This is a genomic window from Porphyrobacter sp. HT-58-2 (assembly GCF_002952215.1).
Taxonomy (GTDB): domain Bacteria; phylum Pseudomonadota; class Alphaproteobacteria; order Sphingomonadales; family Sphingomonadaceae; genus Erythrobacter.
This window is the reverse complement of record NZ_CP022600.1, coordinates 3,258,672-3,279,145: the sequence shown is the minus strand read 5'-3', so window position 1 is coordinate 3,279,145 and position 20,474 is coordinate 3,258,672. Positions and strand designations below refer to the sequence as shown.

The window sequence follows — 20,474 nt, the reverse complement described above, 5'->3', positions numbered from 1 at the left end:
CAGGCCTGTTATATCCCATTGCGACAGGCACTGCCTTTCCCTTCTCCGAATCGATGAATCGGAGAACCCCCCTGTCGGTCAGTTTGTAAATTGCCCGGACTGTCCCGCGCCGGACGTGCTCTCTGTAAAGAACGCTGCGGCGCTTTGCGCAAGCGCGGACTTTTAAAAAAAATGAAATATTCCTGTTGACTCGTCGCAGTCCCGCAGACTTGCGTTCAAGATTCTGTTTTTAATAGAAAAGTGGGAAACAGGATGCGCGAATCGCGAGAAATCCTGACATTTGCTCCGGTCGCTGCGGTCACAATGGCCACAAACGAAAAGGGCCGCGCTGGTCAAGCGCGGCCCGTGCATTTCGTTGCGTGGTTTACAACCGCCATTCACCCCATGGGGATGACTACCTAGCGGCCTGAAAACCGAATCAGAGCGTGGCGACTCGGCGGGTCAGGCGCGACATCTTGCGGGCCACGGTGTTCTTGTGCAGCACTCCGCGGGCGACGCCGCGCGCCATTTCCGGCTGAGCCGCCTTGAGGGCAGCGGCGGCGGCATCCTTGTCACCAGCTTCGCAGGCCGCTTCGACCTTCTTGATGAAGCTGCGGATGCGGCTGATGCGCGCACCGTTGATTTCGGCGCGCTTGGCGTTGCGGATGATGCGCTTCTTGGCTTGCGGCGTATTGGCCATAATTCGTGTCTGTCTCGCGTTTGGTTCAGGCCGCGCTGAGCGACCGGAAGGAAATCCGTGGGTGTGCTCGAAAGGGGCGAGCAGACTCATGGTCCGACCGCCGGAAAGCGGCGCACATAGTCAGAAGCAGCCCGAAGGTCAACGATTCCCTTGGCAGAGCACGTTGCACCCGCTCTACTTCTGGCAAACCGGGCAATACCATGTGCTGCGTCCACCTTGCACGATCCTCTGGATCACGCCGCCATCGTCCCGGCGGCAGGCCTCGCCTTCGCGCCCGTAGACATCAAAGCTGCTGGCAAAATAGCCCAGCTCCCCATCGGGCCGCGCATAGTCGCGCAAGGTCGAGCCGCCGTCGCGGATCGACGCTTCGAGTACGGCGATGATCGCCGGCACCAGCCGTTCAAGCTGCGGTCCTGTGACCTTGCCGGCGGGCTTGGTCGGCCGGATGCCCGCGCGCCACAGCGCCTCGCAGACATAGATATTGCCGAGGCCCGCCACGATCCGCTGGTCGAGCAGGCACAGCTTGATCGACTGGGTCTTGCCCTTGAGCGCGGCCTTGAGATGCGCCGCCGTCAGCCCCGGCCCCAGCGGCTCAGGGCCGAGCGCGGCGAATTGCGGCCAGTGATCCAGCGCGTCCGTCCCCACCAGATCGACCGAGCCGAAGCGGCGCGGATCGCACAGGGCAAACGTGTGGCTGGCGGTTTCGAGCAGGAGGTGATCGTGGGTGTCGGGGGTTTCCGGATCGATCCGCCAGCGCCCGCTCATGCCGAGATGGAAGATCATCGTCGCCCCGCGATCAAGGTGCATCAGACCATACTTGGCGCGGCGCGACAGGGAGCTGACCGTCGCCCCGGTCATCACCTGCACCAGATCGGCCGGAAAGGGCCGGCGCAGGTCGGGCCGGTTCAGCTGGACGCGCGTAATCCTCTCCCCTTCGAGGAAGACGGCAAGACCGCGAACGGTGGTTTCGACCTCGGGCAGTTCAGGCATCTCTTCGGTGTTCGCTCTCGCTGACTGGGCCGTGCCACCTGCTCCATTGCCCTTTCACCCTTCAGGATATGATATCCGGGGGGGGAGGGGCGGGGGAGCGGGAAGCGCAGCGGACGCAACAAAGATTGCCTCTATCACCCTTTGCCAATGGGGCAATTCCCTCTAGGGAACCACGCATGAGCGAAACCACCGACCAAACCGTTTCCTTCGGCTACAGCGAGGTAACCCCCGAGGAGAAGACCCGCAAGGTAGGCGAGGTCTTCTCCAGCGTTGCCAAGAAATACGACATCATGAATGATGCGATGAGCTTCGGGATGCACCGCGGCTGGAAGGATCGCTTCGTGCGCCGCGTGAAGCCGCAGCCGGGCGAGAACATCCTCGACATGGCAGGCGGCACCGGCGACATCGCTTTCCGCATGGCTGATCGCGGCGCGAACGTCACGGTCGCCGATATCAATCAGGACATGCTCGACGTGGGCGCCGAGCGCGCGATGGAGCGCGACGAGGCGGAGGGCGCGGGCAGCCTCGTGTTCTCGCACCAGAACGCCGAGGCCGTGACTTTCGCTGCCAACACCTTCGATGCCTACACCATCGTGTTCGGCATCCGGAACGTCACCTTCAAGGACAAGGCGCTGGCCGAGGCGTACCGCGTGCTACGGCCCGGCGGGCGGTTCTTCTGCATGGAATTCTCGGTCACCGATTGGGCGGGCTTCCGCGAGATCTACGATCTTTATTCGATGCACATCATGCCGCGCATGGGCCAGGTGATTGCCGGGGATGCGGATTCTTATCGCTATCTCGCGGAATCGATCCGCAAGTTCCCTCAGGCGCCCGAGTTCGAACGGATGATTGCCGCGGCAGGGTTTGTGAACACCAAGGCCGAAATCATCCTTGGCGGCGCGGTGGCGATCCATTCGGGGTGGAAGATCTAGGCCAGTGACATCTTCCGTCGTCCACCTTTCCCGCCTTGCGCGCTGGGGCGTGACGCTTGCCCGGCGGCGCGCGCTGGTTGGGATCGAGAATGATCCCAATGCGCCTGCTGCCTTGCGCAGTCTCGTGCGGCTTGCCCGATTGGCGACGCTGACCGGCAAATCCGGCACCCGCGACTATGCGGGCGCTTTCCGCGCCATTGGCCCGGCCGCGATCAAGCTGGGCCAAAGCCTTGCCACCCGCCCCGATCTGGTCGGCGAGGAAGCGGCCAACAACCTGCTGTCCTTGCAGGATTCGCTGCCGCCGGTGCCTTTCGCGCAGATCAGGGCGGCGATCGAATCGAGCTTCGGCCAGCCGCTCGAAAAGCTGTTCAGCGAAATCGACCCCGTGCCGGTCGGCGCGGCGAGCATCGCGCAGGTGCACAGGGGCGTCACCACCGATGGCCGCAAGGTCGCCATCAAGGTGCTGCGCCCCGGCATCCGCGAAAAATTCGCGCGCGACATCCAGACCTATGAATGGGCCGCCGCCCATGTCGAGGCGATGGGCGGAGAAGCCAGCCGCCTGCGCCCGCGCCTCACCATCGCCAACTTCAAGCGCTGGACGAACTCGGAGCTCGACCTGCGGCGCGAGGCGGCTTCCGCCAGCGAACTGGCCGAGCAGATGGCGGGCGTCCCCGGCTACCGCATCCCGGCGGTCGACTGGGACCGCACCAATGGCCGTGTGATGACAGTCGAATGGATCGACGGGATCAAGATCAGCCGTGTCGATGAATTACGCGCGCGTGGGCACGACCTTGGGGCCATTTCAGAGCGGCTCGTTATCAGCTTCCTCACCCAGGCGATCAGCGCCGGGTTCTTCCATGCCGACATGCATCAGGGCAACCTGTTCGTCGAGGATGACGGCACCATCGTCGCGATCGATTTCGGGATCATGGGCCGGATCGACCGGCGTGCGCGGCAATGGCTGGCGGAGATTCTCTACGGGCTGACCACCGGCAATTACCAGCGCGTCGCGGAAATCCATTTCGAGGCGCAATATGTGCCGAGCTATCATTCGGTCGGCGAATTCGCGACCGCCCTGCGCGCGGTGGGCGAGCCGATGCGCGGCAAGCCGGTGAAGGAGCTTTCCGTCGGCCAGATGCTCGACGGGCTCTTCGCGATCACCCGCGATTTCGACATGCAGACCCAGCCGCACCTGCTGCTGCTGCAGAAGACGATGGTGATGGTCGAAGGGATCGCGACGCAGCTCAATCCCGATATCAACATGTGGGACACCGCCGCGCCCTATGTGCGCGAGTGGATCCGTGATGAACTGGGGCCGGAAGCCGCGCTCGCGGACCGCCTCAAGCAGGACACCGAAACCCTGCTGCGCCTGCCGGGCCTGATCCGGCGGGTGGAAGAAATGTTCCCGCCCAAGGGCGGCGCCCCTGAACCCCCGCCGCTGCCGGAGATTCCGCTGATCACCGACAAGCGTGAAGGGCGGGGCGTGCTTGGCTATGTCGCGGCGAGCCTGATCGGGGCCGGCGCGGTGTGGGGTGCGGTGGCGCTGGGCTGGATCGGGTGACATAATCGCGCTTGCACCGGCGTAAGCGCAATCTTAACCACACCGCACCCATCATGCGCGCCAAGACTGTGCGCGCGCTGCTTGGCGCAGGGGCAGGGCGGGTCTAGGTTGGTGTGGCGGTGCCGCGCAAGGATGGCGGCACCTCGGGAGTTTTTCGGTTCGATGGCACTGATCGGCATTTACGGCGGGCAAGCAGGATGACGGGCGCAGGTCCGCGTATCCTGCTGGTCGTGGGCGGCGGCATTGCGGCCTACAAGGCGTGCGAGCTGGTGCGCCTGATCCGCAAGGGCGGGGGCGAGGTCACCTGCGTCGTCACCAAGGGCGGGCAGCAGTTCGTCACCCCGATGGCGCTGGCAGCCCTGTCGGAAAACCAAGTCTACACCAACCTGTTCGATCTCAAGAACGAGGCCGAGATGGGCCATATCCAGCTCTCCCGCGAGGCTGATCTGGTGGTCGTCTGTCCGGCGACAGCCGATCTGCTTGCCAAGATGGCGAACGGGATCGCCGATGATCTGGCGACCACGCTGATTCTCGCCACCGACAAGCCGGTGATGGCCGTGCCCGCGATGAACGTGCGGATGTGGGAGCACGAGGCCACCCAGCGCAATATCGCCACCTTGGAGGGCGCGGGCGTCACTGTGCTCCAGCCTGATGAAGGCCCGATGGCTTGCGGCGAGTTCGGCTATGGCCGCCTGCCCGAGCCCGAGGCGATCTGGCGCGAAATCGCGGCCCATTTCGGTATCGCGGTCGCTGCGCCTCCACGCCCCCGGATCGAAGTCGAGGCGCTGGAGCCCGAGGACGAGGAGGGCGGCGAGCTTGAACCGGCAGGCGGCCTCGGCGGGCTGCTGTCGCGCATCATCCCGCGCTCCACCGCCAAGCGCAGCCATGACGAGATCGAGGCGGAATTCGAGGAATTGCCCGAACCTTCGCCCGATGATCTTCCGGTTGAAGCCGAGGAACCCGCACCCGAATTCGCCCCCGATCTGTCCGGCCCGCTGCTGGCAAAGAAGGGCAAGGCAGGTGCAGCGCCGCCGATCGACGCCGAAGCGATCAATCACCTCGTCGATCCCCGCAAATCGCGCCCCGAACTGATCGCACCAGCCGTGCCGGATGCCATCGAGACCGTGCTGGACGAAGTTCCCGAAGGCGCGGCGCTGGGTGTGGAGGCCGGGCATCGTCCGCTTGCCGGGCGTCACGTCCTGGTCACCGCCGGGCCCACCTGGGAAGCGATTGATCCGGTGCGCTACATCGCCAACCGGTCAAGCGGCAAGCAGGGCTTTGCCATCGCGGCAGCGGCGGCCGCGCTGGGGGCGCAGGTGACACTGGTGGCCGGGCCGGTATCGCTCAGGACCCCGGCTGGCGTTACCCGTATCGATGTCGAAAGCGCCAATGAGATGGCCGACGCGGTCAAGCGCGCTCTGCCGGCCGACGTTGCGGTCATGGTGGCTGCGGTGGCGGATTGGCGGCCCAAGGAATATCGCGGGGAAAAGATGAAGAAGCGCGGTTCGGCTCCGCCTGCGCTGATGCTGACCGAAAATCCCGACATCCTCGCCAATGTCGCCTCCGCGCCCCGGCGGCCCGGTCTGGTGATCGGCTTTGCCGCAGAGACCGACAATGTCCTCGATCACGCCAAGGCCAAGCGCAAGCGCAAGAGCGCCGACTGGATCGTGGCCAATGACGTATCCGGGGACGTGATGGGGGGCGACTTGAACCGCGTCCACATCATCAGCGGCGACGGGGTCGAAACGCTCGACGAAATGCCCAAGGCAGCGGTCGCGATGGCGCTGGTGGAGCGGATCGCGGCGACCTTGCACGCAGAGGCGGCGGAATGAGCATCCCCGTTCAGGTCAAGCGCCTGCCACACGGCGCGGGTCTGCCGCTGCCCGCCTATGCCACATCGGGCGCGGCGGGGATGGATGTGGTGAGCGCCGAATCGGTGACGATTGCTCCGGCTGCGCGTCATGCAGTCGCGACCGGCCTCGCGCTGGCGATCCCGGAAGGCTATGAGATCCAGGTGCGCCCGCGTTCGGGATTGGCGCTGAAGCACGGCATCACCGTGCCCAACACGCCCGGCACGATCGACAGCGATTATCGCGGCGAACTGAAAGTGATCCTGATCAACCACGGCGCCGAGCCCTTCGCGATTCAGCGCGGCGACCGCGTGGCACAGCTGGTGCTCGCGCCGGTGGTGCAGGCGGCGTGGGACGAGGTCGCGGAACTGGACGCGACCGAGCGGGGCGAGGGCGGCTTCGGTTCGACCGGGGGTCATGCCAAGCTTTAGGTTTGCGGGTGGCATGCGTCACCAAAGGTGGCCGGACACAAAAAAGGCGGCGCGATCCCCTGCGCCGCCTTCTCGTTCCCGTCCAAGGGTCTCTTGCGTGCAGCCTTACACCATCAATCGGTCGGGCGCACGGTCTTTTCGTTGTCGTCGCGAATGGTGATCCGCAGGGTCTCGCCGGAATTGCCGGGGAAGCCGGTGAAGATCGCGTCCACCAGGTTCGGCACGAGGCGCGGCAAGCGGTTCGAGCGCGACACGGCTTCGGCCTTGCCTTCGAACAGACGCTGGCCATCGGCCGCACGGTCAATCTTCAGATCGATGCCGCTGGTGTAGATCGTGTAGCTGCGCACGTTCGGGCCGCCGAAGAACGGATCATTGAAACCGAGGCCCCAGCCGCCGAAGCCGCCACCCCAGCCGCCCCACGGCCCCCACGGGCCCCAGGCACCGCCGGCAAAGCCAGCGCCGTTGAAATCGGTGCGCACGCGCTCACGCCCGCCATCGACGCGGTAATCGAACCGCACCAGCAGATCGGCCGATTCCGGGGACGAGGCACGGACATAGCCCAGTTCCTGCATCTCGGCAGCGACCGCATTGGCATAGGTGGCAAATTCCAGTCCGCCCGCCAACTTCGGATCTTCCGGCACAACCGCAAAACTCTGCCCGGCGGGCGCGGGCAGCGGCACGGCAAAGCGCGACACGTCGGCCTTGAACGGTGTGGTGCAGGCGGCCGCGCCAAGAGCGAGGGCCACCGGCAGCGCAAGGCGGGTCAGGGACTTGATCGAGTTCATCTTCGTCAACATGGCACAACCCTTGTTTCGCTTCCATTGCAATGTCGGCAATGGAGCTTGTGCGCGATATCATATCTCTCGCGAATGAACCGCAATTGAATGATTTGCCGCACGCCTGCTGCGGTTCGTCGCAAGGGTTTGCTGCGCCGGAGCGGGCGGATCAATGCCGCACCAGTCCCAGCGCCTTGTAGGCTGCCGCCAGCGTCGGTGCGCCCCGTTCACGCGCCTTGGCCGCCCCGCGTGCGAGGATCGCGTCGAGCGCCTCGGTATCTTCCTTGAGCGCCACGAAGCGGTCGCGGATCGGGCCGAGCTTTGCCACCAGCAGATCGGCGAGGGCAGGCTTGAACGCCCCAAAGCCCTGCCCGCCGAACTGCGCCAGCACCTCCGCCTGCGATTGCCCGGCAAGCGCCGCGTAGATGCCCACGAGATTGCGCGCTTCGGGCCGTTCGGCCAGCCCGGCCTCTTCCGAGGGCAGCGGCTCGGGATCGGTCTTCGCCTTCTTCACCTTCTGCGCCATCGTGTCGGCATCGTCGGACAGATTGATGCGGCTCATGTCGGATGGGTCGGACTTCGACATCTTGGCGCTGCCGTCGCGCAGGGACATGATGCGCGCGGCCTCGACCGGGATGATCGGTTCGGGCAGCGTGAAGATCGGTGCGTCTTCGCTGCCGAAGTCGTTGTTGAACTTCTGCGCGATATCGCGGGCCAGCTCGAGGTGCTGCTTCTGGTCCTCGCCTACCGGAACATGGGTCGCCTGATAGAGCAGCACGTCGGCGGCTTGCAGCACGGGGTAGGTGAAGAGCGCGACCGACTGACCTTCGCGGTTCTTGCCGGCCTTGTCCTTCCACTGGGTCATGCGGTTCAGCCAGCCCATGCGGGCCGTGCCGTTGAGCAGCCATTGCAGTTCCGGGTGCTGCGGCACCTGCGCCTGATTGAACAGGATCGCCTTGTCCGGATCGAGCCCGCAGGCGACCAGCGTCGCCACCAGTTCGAGCGTCGAGGCGCGCAGCTCGGCCGGATCGTGCGGCATCGACAGGGCGTGGAGATCGGCGATGAAGATCAGGCACTCGCCGCCCGCCGCATGGGCATCGTCCTGCAGGGCCACGTAATTGCGGATCGCCCCGAGATAGTTGCCGAGATGGGGCTTGCCAGTGGGCTGGATGCCGGAGACGACGCGCATGATATGTCCTGATTGCTTAAGTCTGACGGCGCATTAGGCGCTGGATCGTGGCCTTGTCGAGGACTCCCAGCACCACCGTCGCCGCGCCATAGGTGACAAGGCTCACGCCGAGGATTGCGCCAATGGCGGCAAGGCGCATGGTGAAGGGGCCGTCAAGCCACGGGCTAATGATCTGCATCAGTCCCCACAGCGCCGCCCCCATCAGAGCCGAGGCGAGCGCAATCCGTCCGATCCGACCCAGCACGCGGGCAGGCAGGCGGAAGAAGCCGCGCCGCGCCAGAATGCTGCCCAGCAGCGCGATATTGACCCACGCCCCGATGGCCCCTGCCAGCGCAAGGCCGACGACACCCAGCACCGGCACCAGCAGGAAGTTCAGTCCCACCGTCACCGCCAGCGATGCAGCGGCGGTATAGACCGGGGTGCGGGTGTCGGCCCGCGCGAAGAAATTGGGGGTCAGCACCTTGACCAGCACATAGGCGGGCAGGCCCACCACCAGCGCCGAGGTGACCATGCCGGTTACCGCTGCATCCTCCGCGGTGAAGGCCTGACCCTCCATGAAGGCTTTGACGAAGGCAAACCCGGTGATGAACAGCGCCACTGCGCAGGGCAGGGTCAGCAGCATCGCGAGTTCCACCGCATTGGCCTGAAGGCGCACCGCCTCCTCGTCCTCGGACTTCGAGATATAGCGCGACAGGGCGGGCAGGATCGCCGTTCCCAGTGCAATGCCGATAATGCCCAGCGGCAACTGGTTCCAGCGGTCGGCCATCGCCATGTAGGTGAGGCTCCCGTCAGGAAGTCCGCGGATAAAGGCGAGATCGATGAAACGGCTGATCTGATAAACTCCCGCACCGAACACGGCCGGCACGATCAGCACCCCCATCTCCTTGACGCGGGCAGTGACCTTGGGGGTGAGGCGCGGGATTCGAAACCCTGCGCGGCGCATGAACCAGTAAAGCCACAGCAGTTGCAGCATCCCGCTGACCGACACGGCAATCGCAAGGCCGATGCCGGTTGCCGCCCGCGTCGCCTCTCCGGGTGACTGCAACGCGCCCCACACCAGCGCCGTTAAAAGGCAGATGTTGAGAAGGATCGGCGCAGCCGCCGCAGCGGCGAAGCGCGACAGCGAATTGAGGATCGCTGCCACCAGCGTCGCAAGGCTCATGAACATGAGATAGGGGAACGCAATTCGCCCCATCAGCACCGCGAGTTCATAGGTCTGCGGATTGCCGCGCAGGTCTTCATTGGCGAATGCCCACAAGACCCACGGCATCGCCAGCATCATCACCGCACCGAACACCACGAGGATCGGCAGGAGAACGGCAAGCACCTCACCAGCAAAGCGTCGCGCGGCGTTTTCGTCTGCGGCCATGTGGCGGTTGAACAGCGGGACGAAGGCGCTCGCAAAGGCGCCCTCGGCAAACAGGCGGCGGAACAGGTTGGGGAGCTGGAAGGCGAGCTGCCACGCGTCAGCCGCGCCCCCTGCGCCCATGACGCGGGCGAGCAGAATGTCCCGGGCAAAGCCGAACACCCGGCTCACCAGCGTAAGCCCGCCGATCGTGCCGACGTTTTTCAGCAGGCTCATGGCTTCAGCAGGCTCATGGCTTGAGGAGGCTCATGACTGGTGGGCCGCCCCGTCCGGTCAATCAGGCGTTGCCCGTGACCGGCGCGATCGGCGCGCCGCCCGCGGCTTCCTCGGCGCGGCGCGCGGCAAGCTGCTGGGCATAGAGGCCGTTGAAGTCCACCGGATCGACCATCAGCGGCGGGAAGCCCGCATCGCGCACCGCATCGGCCACCACCCGGCGGGCGAAGGGGAACAGCAGGCGCGGCGCTTCGGCATAGAGAAAGGCGTGGGCCTGATCTTCAGGCACGTTGCGCATCCCCACCAGACCACAATAAGCGAGGTCGACAATGTACATCGTGCCGCGCTGCGAGGTGGCGGTGAGGGTCAGCTTCAGCATCACCTCATGCACATCGGCGCTGACATTTTCGGCCCCGATGCTGAACTGCACGTCGATCTGCGGCGGTTCCTGCCACTGGAACACCTCCGGCGCGGCCGGATTCTCGACCGAAAGATCCTTCACATATTGCGTGATGATCCCCGCCGTCGGCATGGTGTCCGCGCCATTGGGCTTGGGCTCGCCGCTGTTCGTGTTGTCGAGATCGGTAAGGACGCCTTCTTCGTCGGCCATGGCTGGGTGTGTCTTTCAAATTGGGTAACAGGATGTGCGTCCGGTGCACGCGATCATGCCAAGGACATCGTAGCCGCGCGCCTAGCAGGGGCAGCCCGCGCCCGCAACTGCGGCCACACGTGCACCCTGTTCGACCTGTGCAGCAACCTATCGGGCGTTGGCGAATTGTAATAAGTACCCATTTAAGGCAGGGTAGGCGTCCTTGGGCCAGGATGCGCCGTAACTCGTGCCCCGGCCCTGATCGAAGATCGGAAAGTGATACAGTGCTCGAAATCGTTCTCCTCGCCATGGTGGCCGCTTTTCTCGGCCTGCGCCTCTATTCGGTGCTCGGACGCCGTGCCGAGCAGGAAGAGGAGCCGGCGGTGCAGCGGTTCGAATCGGACGACAAGCCCGCGATCGCCCGCGCTGCCATGCCGCAGCCGGTGGCCCCGGCCCGTCCGGTTGAACTGGAAGGCGTGATGCCTGCGGTCGAACGCGGCCTGCGCGACATCGCGGCAGCCGATGGCAACTTCAATATCGGCCAGTTCCTCGATGGCGCACGCGGCGCCTATCGCATGGTGCTCGAAGCGTTCTGGCAGGGCGACCGCGAAACCCTGCGCGATCTGTGCGATGATGACGTCTACGCGGGCTTCATCGCCGCCATCGACGAACGCGAGGCCGCGGGTGAAACGATGGACAACACCCTGATCCGGATCGAGGAAACCCGCATCCACTCCGCCTCGCTCGACGGACGCATGGCGCGCATCGCGCTGCTGTTCGTCGCCGACATCGCCGCCGTGACGCGCGACAAGGATGGCAACGTCATCGCCGGTTCGCTCGACGATGCGATCGAGAGCCGCGACGTGTGGACCTTCTCGCGCAATGTCACTGCGCGCGATCCCAACTGGCTGCTCGACGAGACCGACGAGGGTTGATTTTCGGGGGCTGCGGCCCGCTTGCTACACAGGAGTTGTCGATGCGCGGGGTGCTGGCTCTGGCCGTGATGCTGGCGCTGGCGGGCTGCGGACGGATCATTCCGCAGGGCAGCGTGCCGCCCCCGGCAGTCACTTCGCCGGTGGCTGCGAGCGCGGTGTTGGCTGGGGTGGCGCTAGGCCCGTCCTTTCCCGCTCTTTCGGTCAGCGACACCGATGCGCGCGGCGCGCTGGCGAGTTTCGTCGAATCATGTCCGCGCCTGATCGCTCGCGAGGATGCCAGCGGCCTTACCCGGCCCGATGAGTGGCGCGGGGCCTGCAATGCGGCCCGCGCGACAGCGCCTGAGCGCGCGCGGGCTTTCTTTGCCGAACACTTCACCCCGGTGCAAATTGGCGACGGCAAGGCCTTCGCCACCGGCTATTTCGAGCCCGAGATCGCTGGCAGCCGCACCCGCCGCCCGGGATACGAGGTGCCGGTCTATGCCTTGCCCGGCGATCTGGTGCGCGACTGGCCCGACGATGTGAAACCCGCCGAACGCACCGGTCGCCCGCCCTTGGGCCGCTATGACGAACAGGGCCGATTCGTGCTCTATCATGACCGCGCCGCGATTGAGGATGGGGCGCTGATGGGCCGTGTCCCGGTGATTGCCTGGGCTGCCGATCCGGTCGAGTTCTTCTTCCTCCAGATACAGGGCTCTGGGCGGCTGATCACGCCGGAAGGCGAGGTGATCCGCATCGGCTATGCCGGGCAGAACGGCCGCGAATATGTCGGCATCGGCAGCGTCATGCGCGAGCGCGGTCTGCTGGGCGAGGGGCCGGGCAAGTATGCGGGCTCGATGCAGGGGATCATGACCTATATCCGCGAAAACCCGCGCGAGGGGCGTGATCTGATGCGGCTCAACAAGAGCTGGATCTTCTTCACTGAATTGCAGGGCGATGGCCCGCTGGGCGCGCTTGGCGTGCCGGTGCGGCGCGAAAGCTCGGTGGCAGCGGACCCGGCCTTCGTGCCGCTGGGCGCGCCGGTGTGGCTCGATCTTGACCGGCGCGAGGCCAATGGCCTGTGGATCGCGCAGGATACTGGCGGGGCGATCAAGGGGGCGAACCGCTTCGACACCTTCTGGGGCGCAGGGCAAGATGCAAGGGTAATCGCAGGCGGGATGAGCGGGCGCGGTAAAGCCTATGTGCTGATCCCCAGAGCCGCCGCGATGCGGAATATCGAAGAACGCCGATGAGAACCCCCCGCGGGCTTTCGGTCGGGGAACAGGCCGCATGGGCGCATCTCGCCGCAAGCGTGAAGCCGCTGCCCGGCAAGGCCCGGCCTGCGCCGCCCGCCATGGCTGAGACCAGGGCCAAGCCTGCGCCCGTTTCCTCCCCATCCGTGAAGGAGGTGCCGGGGGTGGGTGCGCGACGCCCGAAGGCCGGCGGCGTCCGCCCGTCGCCGCCCGTGCCTGCGCCGCCGCCCCATCCGGGACTCGATTCGCACTGGGACCGGCGGGTGAAGTCCGGGCGGCTGGAACCTGACCTGACGCTCGACCTGCACGGCCATACGCTTGATACCGCCTATGACCGGGTGATGAGCGCGCTCGATCAGGCGCGCAGCATGGGCGCGCGGGTGGTGCTGGTGGTAGCGGGCAGGGAACGCCCGGTCGATCCGGCCGACCGGATGGCGAAACGCGGGGCGATCCGCGCCAAGCTGCTCGATTGGCTGGCTGCAAGCCGTCATGCGGGCGCGATCACGGCGGTGCGCCGCGCGCATGTGCGGCACGGCGGGGAAGGCGCGCTCTACCTGATCCTCAAGCGCGGCTAGAGCAGGCCTCGACCGGGTGTAGCCCCCCGCTTGCCTTGCCTCGCCGCTCTTTTGCGCCGCGTCAGCACTGTTTCACATGAAACATCGGCGCCGGTTTCCGGGGTAGTTCCCCAAAGGGTGGGGAAGGCGCGATCTTGCGGATGAAAGTGGCGGAGACGGAGGGATTCGAACCCTCGGTACCCTGATAGAGTACGGTTCCTTAGCAGGGAACTGGTTTCAGCCACTCACCCACGTCTCCGGGCAACAGCTTGGGCTGTAGGGGCGGCGCTATAATCGGCCCTTGGGCCAGCGGCAAGGTGGCTTGGACAAAAAAGGCATCTGCCCTTGCCCATGCCGGGTGCGGTCTGGCGGAAACCTGCGCAAGCATCTGGTTCGGCAGGCGTTCAGCCTTGCCGGGTTAGCGCCGCGTTAACCACTCGTCGCAAATCCGATTCGCTCCGGCGACGGGCGGTTGCGTATGGGCCGGGAAGCGATTCTCGTGCGGTGCGTAGAGAACCGGGGGCTGACACGAGCTTGCGAAAGGCTGACTGATGCGCATGATGACCGCCCGTTTCCCCGATCTTCGTCGCCGGTTTTCGGCGCTTGCCGTTGCGGCGCTGGCGGGCCTGGCGTTTGCCGTTCCGGCGACGGCGCAGGATCTGGAAACCTTCGATCCGGATGCCGCCTATAACGCGCAGGACAGCGGGATCGACGGCGATCTGATGAACCCGCAGGCTCAACCGGCTCCGGCCCCGGCTCCTGCACAATTGCCCGATGAGCCATCGGTCGACAGCGCCTTTGAAGACTATGCCGCGCCGCCCGCTGGCGATGTCGCGCCGCTGCCGGAGCAGGGTGCCGCCGCAGCGCCGGTTGCCACCACCGCCTCGGCAGGTGCTGCGACCTATGGCGAGGATGACCTGATCGGTGCAGCCGAGGGCGTGTTCGGCAAGGGCGCGGAAGGGCTCGCCAAACTGATCGAGGATCTGCTGAAGAAGCAGGGCGAACCCAATGGCTACATCGTCGGGCGTGAGGCGGGCGGGGCGTTCATCGTCGGCGCGCGCTATGGTTCGGGCACGCTGCATCACAAGATCGAAGGCGAACAGAAGGTCTACTGGACCGGGCCTTCGGTGGGCTTCGATGCGGGGGCCAATGCCGCCAACACCTTCGTGCTGGTCTACAACCTCTACGACACCGAAGACCTGTTCAAACGCTTCCCGGCAGGTGAGGGGCAGGCCTATTTCGTCGGCGGACTGCACGCCAGCTACCTCAGGCGCGGCGATATCGTGCTGATCCCGATCCGGGTCGGCGCGGGGCTGCGTCTCGGGGTCAATGCCGGTTACATGAAGTTTTCGAAGAAGCAGCGCTGGTTGCCGTTCTAGGAAATTGCGCGAAAACCCGGTTGCGATACGCCGAGTGACGCGCCATGGCCGCGGCCATGATGCTTGACCGACTCAGCCCCCAGGCGCCCGACGCGCTGCTCGCCCTGATCCGCCTCCACAATGCCGACCCGCGCGAGGACAAGATTGACCTTGGCGTGGGCGTCTACCGGACAGAGGACGGCGCGACCCCGGTGTTTGCCGCAATCAAGGCGGCGGAACAGGCGCTGGTCGATACGCAGGATTCCAAGTCGTACCTCGGCCCGGAAGGCGACATGGGCTTCGTCAACGCACTGATGCCCTATATCTTCGGCGCTGACCCGACGATGGGCGGGCGCATTCAGGGGATGCAGACCCCGGGCGGCACGGGTGCGGTGCGCCTTGCGCTGGCGCTGGCGCAGAAGGCGGGTGTGAAGCGCGTCCACATGGGCGTGCCGAGCTGGCCGAACCACGCGCAGATCCTCGCCGATCTGGGCATGGAACTGGCACCGTTCGATCACGCCAACCCCGACGGCACGGCCAATCTCGACGCCGTGCTGGCTGCGATCAACGGTGCGGGTGCGGACGAAGCGGTGCTGCTCCACGCCTGCTGCCACAACCCCACCGGGATCGATTACACTGCGGATCAATGGGCCGCGATTGCCGAGGCCTTCGCCGCCAGCGGCACCTTCCCGATCATCGATTCGGCCTATCAGGGGCTGGGCCAGGGCATGGAGGAAGACGCTGCCGGGATGCGCGCCGTGCTGGCCGCAGTGCCGGAAGCCTTCATCGCCTATTCCTGCGACAAGAACTTCGGCCAGTACCGCGACCGGGTCGGCGCGTTCTATGTGCTGGCGCGTGAGGCCGGGCAGCTCGACACCGCCTTTTCCAACGCCAATGCGCTGGCCCGCGCGGCGTGGTCGATGCCGCCCGATCACGGCGGCGCGGCAGTGCGAATCATCCTGCGCGATCCCGACATGACGAAGCAGTGGCTTGCCGAACTCGATGACATGCGCGCCCGGATGCGCGGCGTGCGCGATGCACTTGCCGGTGCCGGGACGGCCGGGCGGATCGACCTGACGCCGCTCGGCACCCAGAACGGGCTGTTCGCGATGCTGCCGGTCACCAAGGACGAGGTCGCGAAGCTGCGCGAAGATCACGGCATCTACATGGCCGCATCCGGCCGCATCAACATCGCCGGACTGACGAAAGCCAACCTGCCGAAATTCATCGCCGCACTGGCGGCGGTGGCACAATAGGCGCGCGCTCATGCTCGACCGCCAGCCGGTGCTGGAGGACGAGCATATTCGCTTGCGCCCGCTGCGCGCCGAGGATTGGGACGCGCTGTTCGCAGTCGCCTCCGATCCGCTGATCTGGGCTCAGCATCCCGCGCATGACCGCTGGCGCGAACCGGTGTTTCGCGCCTTCTTCGATGATGCGCTGGCGAACAGGGGCGCGCTGGTGGCGCTGGATGCCAGGACCGGCGCGGTCATCGGCTCCACGCGCTTTCATGGGCTGGAAGAGGCGCCCAATGAGGCAGGCGGCGGATCGGTGGAGATCGGCTGGACGTTTCTGGCACGCTCGCACTGGGGCGGCACTTACAACCGTGAAATGAAACGCCTGATGCTGGCCCATGCGCTCGCCCCTGAACCTTTCGGCGTCGCCGAAGTGCGGTTTCTGGTGGGCGAGGGCAACACCCGCTCGCGCCGCGCGCTGGAGAACATCGGTGCGCGCCTGACCGACCGGCACGAGGAGCGGATCATGGCGGGCGGCACGATCATCTCGCACCTCACCTATGTCATCACGCGCGAAAGCTTTGCGATAGGGCCGCTGGCCTAGCGCGCCGCCGCCGCAAGGCTCTGCATGCGCTTCAGATAGCGCGCCAGCACGTCGATCTCGAGATTGACCCGGTCGCCTTCCGCCAGCGCCCCGAGCGTGGTGACAGCGGCGGTGTGGGGGATGATGTTGAGCAGGAAGTCGCAGGTGCCGTCAGGCCGGTCGCGCACGTCGTTGACGGTCAGCGACACACCATTGACCGTGATCGAGCCCTTCTCGGCGATGAAGGGTGCCATCTCCGCGCGCGCTCTGATCGCGATCTTCCAGCTGTCGCCGTCACGCGCGACCATCACCACCTCACCGACCGAATCGACATGGCCGGTGACGATATGCCCGCCAAGCTCGTCGCCGAGCCGCAGGGACGGTTCGATATTGAGCTGCGCGCCCGCTTCCCACATGCCCGGCACGGTGCGGCTGACCGTCTCGCTCGACAGATCGACATCGAACCACGCATCGCCAGCCGACCCGCCACGCTCGACCACGGTCAGGCACACGCCCGAGCACGCAATCGAGGCGCCGATGTCGATCCGCGCCGGATCGAGCGGGGCGCTGATGCGCAGCCGCATGTCGCCGCGCTGGTCGGCTCTGGCGATGGTGCCGATGGCGGTGACGATGCCGGTGAACATGGGGCGGGGATCCTTGTTAGTTGCGGGTGCGCCAATAGGCGGTGAACTGGTCGCTGCCAAGCTGACGGCGCTCGGCCAGTTGCCAGCGGTCATGCGCAGCGGCGAGGCTGGCAAGGCCCAGAGCGGCCAGTGCGCGGCGTCCGTCACCGATCAGGATCGGCGCGGTGTAGAGGTGCAATTCGTCCACCAGATCGGCGGCGAGGAAGGCGGCCGCGGTTGCGGCCCCGCCTTCGACATAGAGATGGTGCACGCCCTCCAGCCCGGCGATGGCCTGCGGCGAAGCGAGCGCGGTGGTGCCTTCGGGGGGTGTCCCGCCTGTCAGCACGACCCTTTGCGGCGAGCGGCTCTCCAGTCCCGGCAGGCGCACATCGAGCCGCGGCGCGTCAGCCCGCCAGGTGCCGCCGCCCACCAGGATCGCATCATGCTGGGCGCGGCGGGCATGGACATGGGCGCGGGCAGCCTCGCCGGTGATCCAGCGGCTGGTGCCGTCGGCCAGCGCGATACAGCCATCAAGCGAGGTCGCCAGCTTGAGCGTCACCCACGGGCGGCCCGCGCGCTGGCGGGTGAGAAAACCGGCAAGGCTGGCGGCAGAGGCGGGATCATCCAGCAAGCGCGTGACGATTCCCGCCGCTTCCAGCCGGGCGATACCTTGCCCGCTGGTACGCGGATCGGAATCGTGCTGGCCGATGACGACCCGCGCAGGCCGTGCGGCCACGATCAGGTCGGCACAGGCTGGCCCGCGTTCTGACTGGTGCGCGCAGGGTTCGAGCGTGACGTAGAGCGTTGCGGCTGCAAGCTGTTCGGAGGTGAGGCCCGCCAGCGCCTCGGCCTCGGCATGAGGGCGACCACCGGGCTGAGTCCAGCCGCGTCCGATCACCCGGCCCGAATGGACGACCAGCGCCGCGACACCCGGATTGGGGCGGGCAAGCGGACGCGCACGCAGCGCCAGCCGTGCGGCGGCGGCCATCCACGCGTGATCATCGGGGGGCAGGGTTGCGGCTATTGCTCGGCACTTTCCTGAACGGGAGCCGCGCTGGCATTGGTGCTGGCATTTGCCGCCTCCTCGCGGCGCCTGTCTGCGGCGGCTTTCTCAGCGGCCCGCTCGGCCTCGGCCTTGCGCTCGATTTCCTCGACATCCATCCCCGCCGCCCGGCCGAGCGCCTTGTACATATCCTTCTTGCGCGCGGCGATGCGGGCTTCCTCGGCGGCGCGCAGGTCCTTCACTTCCTGATTGGCGACGAGTTCGGCCATGATCTCGGCATCGCTGCGGCCTTCCTCAAGCGTGGTGATATAGGTGATGCGCGGGCGTTCCGGCTCGCCGTAGAATTGCTGATCGAGCGCCCAGTAGAGGATCCCCGCCACCGGCAGCACCGAGGCCGCGAGGATCGGCCAGCGATAGGGGTTGGGGCGGCGGAATTCGTTCCAGAAATCGGCGAAACCGCCGACCGGGTTGAAGCGCGACTTTGAAAGCGACTTGAAGGCCATGGCGGCAATATAGGCGCTGCGGGCGCAGAGGCCAACCGCCGCGTCAGCCGAAGCTGGCGTAGAGCGTGCGCCCGTGTTCCTTCAGCCAGCGGTCGGCCAGTGCGATCTCGCCCTCGAAGATCCGGGCGAGCAGGGCGTGGAAGGCGGGCGAATGGTCGAAGTGGACGAGATGCGCGACCTCGTGCGCGACTACGGATCGGCGCACGTGATCGGGGGCCTGCACCAGCCGCCAGTTGATGCGGATGCGGTTCTTGTCCGAACATGATCCCCAGCGGCGCTGGGCGCGGGTGAGGCCGATCGGCACCGGATCGAGCTCGGCAGCGGCGCAGTAGTCGCGCATGTCGGCTTCGGCCAGGCGCAGGGCTTCGGCCTCAAGCCAGCGACGCAGACGCCCTTCCAGCCCGCTCTGCGGCCCGCCGATGTGCAGACTGTCTCCCTGCACCACCGGAGTGCGCGGGGCGCGCGGTTCCCACGCCAGCCGCAGCGGCGCACCGCGATAGCGAATCTCGCCCCCCGGTTCGGGCGCGGCGCGGGGCGGCATCTTGGCGAGCTGTCCGGCCAGCCAGCCTTGGCGGGCATGGGCAAAGGCAATCGCCTCACGCCCCTCGGCCCAAGCGGGCAGAGTGATCCGCACTTCCGAACCATCGGGCGCCAGCCGCAAGGTCAACCGCCGGGCGTTGTGCAGCCGCTTGAGCCTGATCGGCAGGCGCTTGCCCCCCAGCTCGATCTCGGGGTCGAGCGGCTGTCGGCGCAGCCAGTCGATCATGCCTCCTCTCCTTCCCCCGCCAGCGACGCCGGGTTCCAAGCGCGGGGCGCGGGCCATTCGGTGATATGGTGTTCCATCGGCCCGGCATCCGTCTCGCTGACGACCCGGCCGATCACGGACACCCCGCGCGGCGCACCGCATCGCGATCACCGCAAATCAGGTAATGCCAGCCCGGCAACGGCCGCCCATCGGCCCGTAGGCGATAGGCGCAGGTCGAGGGCAACCAGCTGACCTGCTCGACGATCCGCAAGGTCAGGCGCAGGCAATCGGGCACGAAGGCCTTGCGGTTGCGATAGTCACTGCATTGCGCGGTGCGCGTGTCGAGCAACCGGCAGGCGATGTTGGTATCGACGATCTCGCCGGTGTCCTCGTCTTCCAGCTTGTGCAGGCAGCAGCGCCCGCAGCCGTCGCACAGCGCCTCCCACTCGGGCCGGGTCAGCTCGCCCAGCGGCAGCTCCCAGAAGCGCGTCCTCAGTTCACCCATCGCGCCAGTTCCGCCGCCACGGCCTCGCCGCCCTTGTCTGTGGGCAGGGTGGCGATCGGCTCGCCTTGCGGGCCGAACAGGTAGGTGACGTTGGAGTGATCGACCAGATAGCCGCCACCCTCCACGTCTTCGCCCTTGGCGTAGTAGACCTTGAATGCCCTGGCTGTGGCGGCGATCTGTTCGGGCGTGCCGGTCAGGCCGATGATATCGGGCGAGAAGGCGGCGGCAAATTCGCCGACCACCTGCTGATTGTCGCGTTCGGGGTCGATGGTGATGAAGATCGGGACAATTCGCGCGGCCTTGTCGGGATCGCTCGCCTTCAGCGCCTTCAGCCCCTGTGCCACGCGCTGCATGTCGGTGGGGCAGATGTCGGGGCAAAAGGCATAGCCGAAATAGACCACCCGGTACCGGCCCGCAAAATCGTCCCAGCGCACGGTTTCGCCCTTGCTGTTCGTCAGCGCAAAGTCACCGCCGATGGCCGCGCCCGCCAGCGGCGGTTCGGGCATGGGCGCGGCGGAATCGCACCCGGCCAGCGTCAGCGCGCCAAGGATTGCGAAGGTGAATGCGGCGGAAGGCTTGTTGATGCGGTTCATGCTCTGCTAACTGACTTCTTGCGAGTGGCGCGTCA

The 20,474-nt window shown here is 66.3% G+C and carries 21 protein-coding genes, 1 tRNA gene and 1 pseudogene; 10 read left to right on the top strand and 13 right to left on the bottom strand.

Going from position 1 to position 20,474, the window contains the following annotated elements; genetic code table 11:
* Positions 1 to 418: 418 nt before the first annotated feature.
* Positions 419 to 679 (bottom strand): 30S ribosomal protein S20, encoded by a 261-nt coding sequence (gene rpsT, locus CHX26_RS15520; RefSeq protein ID WP_104943148.1) that lies wholly within the window; start codon positions 677 to 679, stop codon positions 419 to 421.
* Between the two features lie 174 nt (positions 680 to 853).
* Positions 854 to 1,669: a bifunctional DNA-formamidopyrimidine glycosylase/DNA-(apurinic or apyrimidinic site) lyase gene (gene mutM, locus CHX26_RS15515; RefSeq protein ID WP_104943147.1), complete on the bottom strand. Its 816-nt coding sequence runs from the start codon at positions 1,667 to 1,669 to the stop codon at positions 854 to 856.
* 176 nt (positions 1,670 to 1,845) lie between these two features.
* Between mutM and CHX26_RS15510 the strand changes: the two genes are divergently transcribed.
* From CHX26_RS15510 to dut, 4 genes are all read left to right on the top strand, one after another.
* Positions 1,846 to 2,601: a class I SAM-dependent methyltransferase gene (locus tag CHX26_RS15510; RefSeq protein ID WP_104943146.1), complete on the top strand. Its 756-nt coding sequence runs from the start codon at positions 1,846 to 1,848 to the stop codon at positions 2,599 to 2,601.
* A gap of 4 nt (positions 2,602 to 2,605) precedes the next feature.
* Positions 2,606 to 4,162 carry a 2-polyprenylphenol 6-hydroxylase gene (gene ubiB, locus CHX26_RS15505; RefSeq protein WP_104943145.1) on the top strand — a complete coding sequence of 519 codons (1,557 nt, stop codon included), beginning with the start codon at positions 2,606 to 2,608 and terminating at the stop codon, positions 4,160 to 4,162.
* A gap of 197 nt (positions 4,163 to 4,359) precedes the next feature.
* The gene (locus tag CHX26_RS15500) at positions 4,360 to 5,994 is read left to right on the top strand and encodes a bifunctional phosphopantothenoylcysteine decarboxylase/phosphopantothenate synthase (protein WP_104943144.1); all 1,635 of its coding nucleotides are present in this window, start codon (positions 4,360 to 4,362) and stop codon (positions 5,992 to 5,994) included.
* Positions 5,991 to 6,443: a dUTP diphosphatase gene (dut, locus tag CHX26_RS15495; RefSeq protein ID WP_104943143.1), complete on the top strand. Its 453-nt coding sequence runs from the start codon at positions 5,991 to 5,993 to the stop codon at positions 6,441 to 6,443. Before CHX26_RS15500 ends, dut begins: the two co-directional genes overlap by 4 nt.
* 113 nt (positions 6,444 to 6,556) lie before the next feature.
* On the opposite strand, the gene CHX26_RS15490 is transcribed toward dut, so the two are convergent.
* The 4 genes from CHX26_RS15490 to secB form a co-directional block, all read right to left on the bottom strand.
* Positions 6,557 to 7,240, bottom strand: a complete 684-nt coding sequence (locus CHX26_RS15490) for a DUF4136 domain-containing protein (protein ID WP_104943142.1) — start codon at positions 7,238 to 7,240, stop codon at positions 6,557 to 6,559.
* 148 nt (positions 7,241 to 7,388) lie between these two features.
* Positions 7,389 to 8,408, bottom strand: coding sequence for a tryptophan--tRNA ligase (gene trpS, locus CHX26_RS15485; protein WP_104943141.1), 1,020 nt, complete (start codon positions 8,406 to 8,408; stop codon positions 7,389 to 7,391).
* A gap of 16 nt (positions 8,409 to 8,424) precedes the next feature.
* A complete protein-coding gene (murJ, locus tag CHX26_RS15480; protein WP_104943140.1) occupies positions 8,425 to 9,990 on the bottom strand; it encodes a murein biosynthesis integral membrane protein MurJ in 1,566 nt (521 codons plus the stop codon).
* 61 nt (positions 9,991 to 10,051) lie between these two features.
* Positions 10,052 to 10,597, bottom strand: coding sequence for a protein-export chaperone SecB (gene secB / locus CHX26_RS15475; protein WP_104943139.1), 546 nt, complete (start codon positions 10,595 to 10,597; stop codon positions 10,052 to 10,054).
* Between the two features lie 212 nt (positions 10,598 to 10,809).
* On the opposite strand from secB, the gene CHX26_RS15470 reads away from it, so the two are divergent.
* From CHX26_RS15470 to CHX26_RS15460, 3 genes are read left to right on the top strand one after another with little or no spacing between them, the layout of a single operon-like run.
* Complete coding sequence (locus CHX26_RS15470; protein ID WP_146107756.1) at positions 10,810 to 11,511, top strand: Tim44/TimA family putative adaptor protein; 702 nt, start codon at positions 10,810 to 10,812, stop codon at positions 11,509 to 11,511.
* Positions 11,512 to 11,552: 41 nt separating this feature from the next.
* Positions 11,553 to 12,740, top strand: a complete 1,188-nt coding sequence (gene mltA, locus CHX26_RS15465; protein ID WP_104943138.1) for a murein transglycosylase A — start codon at positions 11,553 to 11,555, stop codon at positions 12,738 to 12,740.
* On the top strand, positions 12,737 to 13,315 hold the full coding sequence (locus tag CHX26_RS15460; protein ID WP_104943137.1) for a Smr/MutS family protein: 579 nt from the start codon (positions 12,737 to 12,739) through the stop codon (positions 13,313 to 13,315). The genes mltA and CHX26_RS15460 overlap by 4 nt, the downstream gene beginning before the upstream one ends.
* A 147-nt stretch (positions 13,316 to 13,462) precedes the next feature.
* On the opposite strand, the gene CHX26_RS15455 is transcribed toward CHX26_RS15460, so the two are convergent.
* A tRNA-Ser gene (locus tag CHX26_RS15455) sits at positions 13,463 to 13,553 on the bottom strand.
* 292 nt (positions 13,554 to 13,845) lie between these two features.
* Here CHX26_RS15455 and CHX26_RS15450 point away from each other — a divergent pair.
* Genes CHX26_RS15450 through CHX26_RS15440 form a run of 3 tightly spaced genes read left to right on the top strand, consistent with a single transcriptional unit; the run spans position 13,846 to position 16,488 of the window.
* On the top strand, positions 13,846 to 14,673 hold the full coding sequence (locus CHX26_RS15450; protein WP_104943136.1) for a DUF1134 domain-containing protein: 828 nt from the start codon (positions 13,846 to 13,848) through the stop codon (positions 14,671 to 14,673).
* Positions 14,674 to 14,732: 59 nt separating this feature from the next.
* Complete coding sequence (locus CHX26_RS15445) at positions 14,733 to 15,908, top strand: amino acid aminotransferase (RefSeq protein WP_104943488.1); 1,176 nt, start codon at positions 14,733 to 14,735, stop codon at positions 15,906 to 15,908.
* A 10-nt stretch (positions 15,909 to 15,918) separates the two neighbouring features.
* Positions 15,919 to 16,488 carry a GNAT family N-acetyltransferase gene (locus CHX26_RS15440; RefSeq protein WP_104943135.1) on the top strand — a complete coding sequence of 190 codons (570 nt, stop codon included), beginning with the start codon at positions 15,919 to 15,921 and terminating at the stop codon, positions 16,486 to 16,488.
* Here the strand turns inward: CHX26_RS15440 and CHX26_RS15435 are convergent.
* From CHX26_RS15435 to CHX26_RS15410, 6 genes and pseudogenes are all read right to left on the bottom strand, one after another.
* Positions 16,485 to 17,111, bottom strand: a complete 627-nt coding sequence (locus CHX26_RS15435; RefSeq protein ID WP_104943134.1) for a riboflavin synthase — start codon at positions 17,109 to 17,111, stop codon at positions 16,485 to 16,487. The two genes, CHX26_RS15440 and CHX26_RS15435, sit on opposite strands and share 4 nt — an antisense overlap.
* A 16-nt stretch (positions 17,112 to 17,127) precedes the next feature.
* Complete coding sequence (gene ribD, locus CHX26_RS15430; protein WP_335682327.1) at positions 17,128 to 18,102, bottom strand: bifunctional diaminohydroxyphosphoribosylaminopyrimidine deaminase/5-amino-6-(5-phosphoribosylamino)uracil reductase RibD; 975 nt, start codon at positions 18,100 to 18,102, stop codon at positions 17,128 to 17,130.
* A gap of 8 nt (positions 18,103 to 18,110) precedes the next feature.
* Positions 18,111 to 18,596, bottom strand: coding sequence for a hypothetical protein (locus CHX26_RS15425; RefSeq protein WP_104943132.1), 486 nt, complete (start codon positions 18,594 to 18,596; stop codon positions 18,111 to 18,113).
* Positions 18,597 to 18,639: 43 nt separating this feature from the next.
* Positions 18,640 to 19,362 carry a M48 family metallopeptidase gene (locus CHX26_RS15420; protein WP_104943131.1) on the bottom strand — a complete coding sequence of 241 codons (723 nt, stop codon included), beginning with the start codon at positions 19,360 to 19,362 and terminating at the stop codon, positions 18,640 to 18,642.
* Positions 19,359 to 19,846 (bottom strand): annotated as a pseudogene (locus tag CHX26_RS15415) (YcgN family cysteine cluster protein). The gene CHX26_RS15420 and the pseudogene CHX26_RS15415 overlap by 4 nt, the downstream one beginning before the upstream one ends.
* Positions 19,834 to 20,439, bottom strand: coding sequence for an SCO family protein (locus CHX26_RS15410; RefSeq protein ID WP_104943130.1), 606 nt, complete (start codon positions 20,437 to 20,439; stop codon positions 19,834 to 19,836). The pseudogene CHX26_RS15415 and the gene CHX26_RS15410 overlap by 13 nt, the downstream one beginning before the upstream one ends.
* Positions 20,440 to 20,474: the final 35 nt, after the last annotated feature.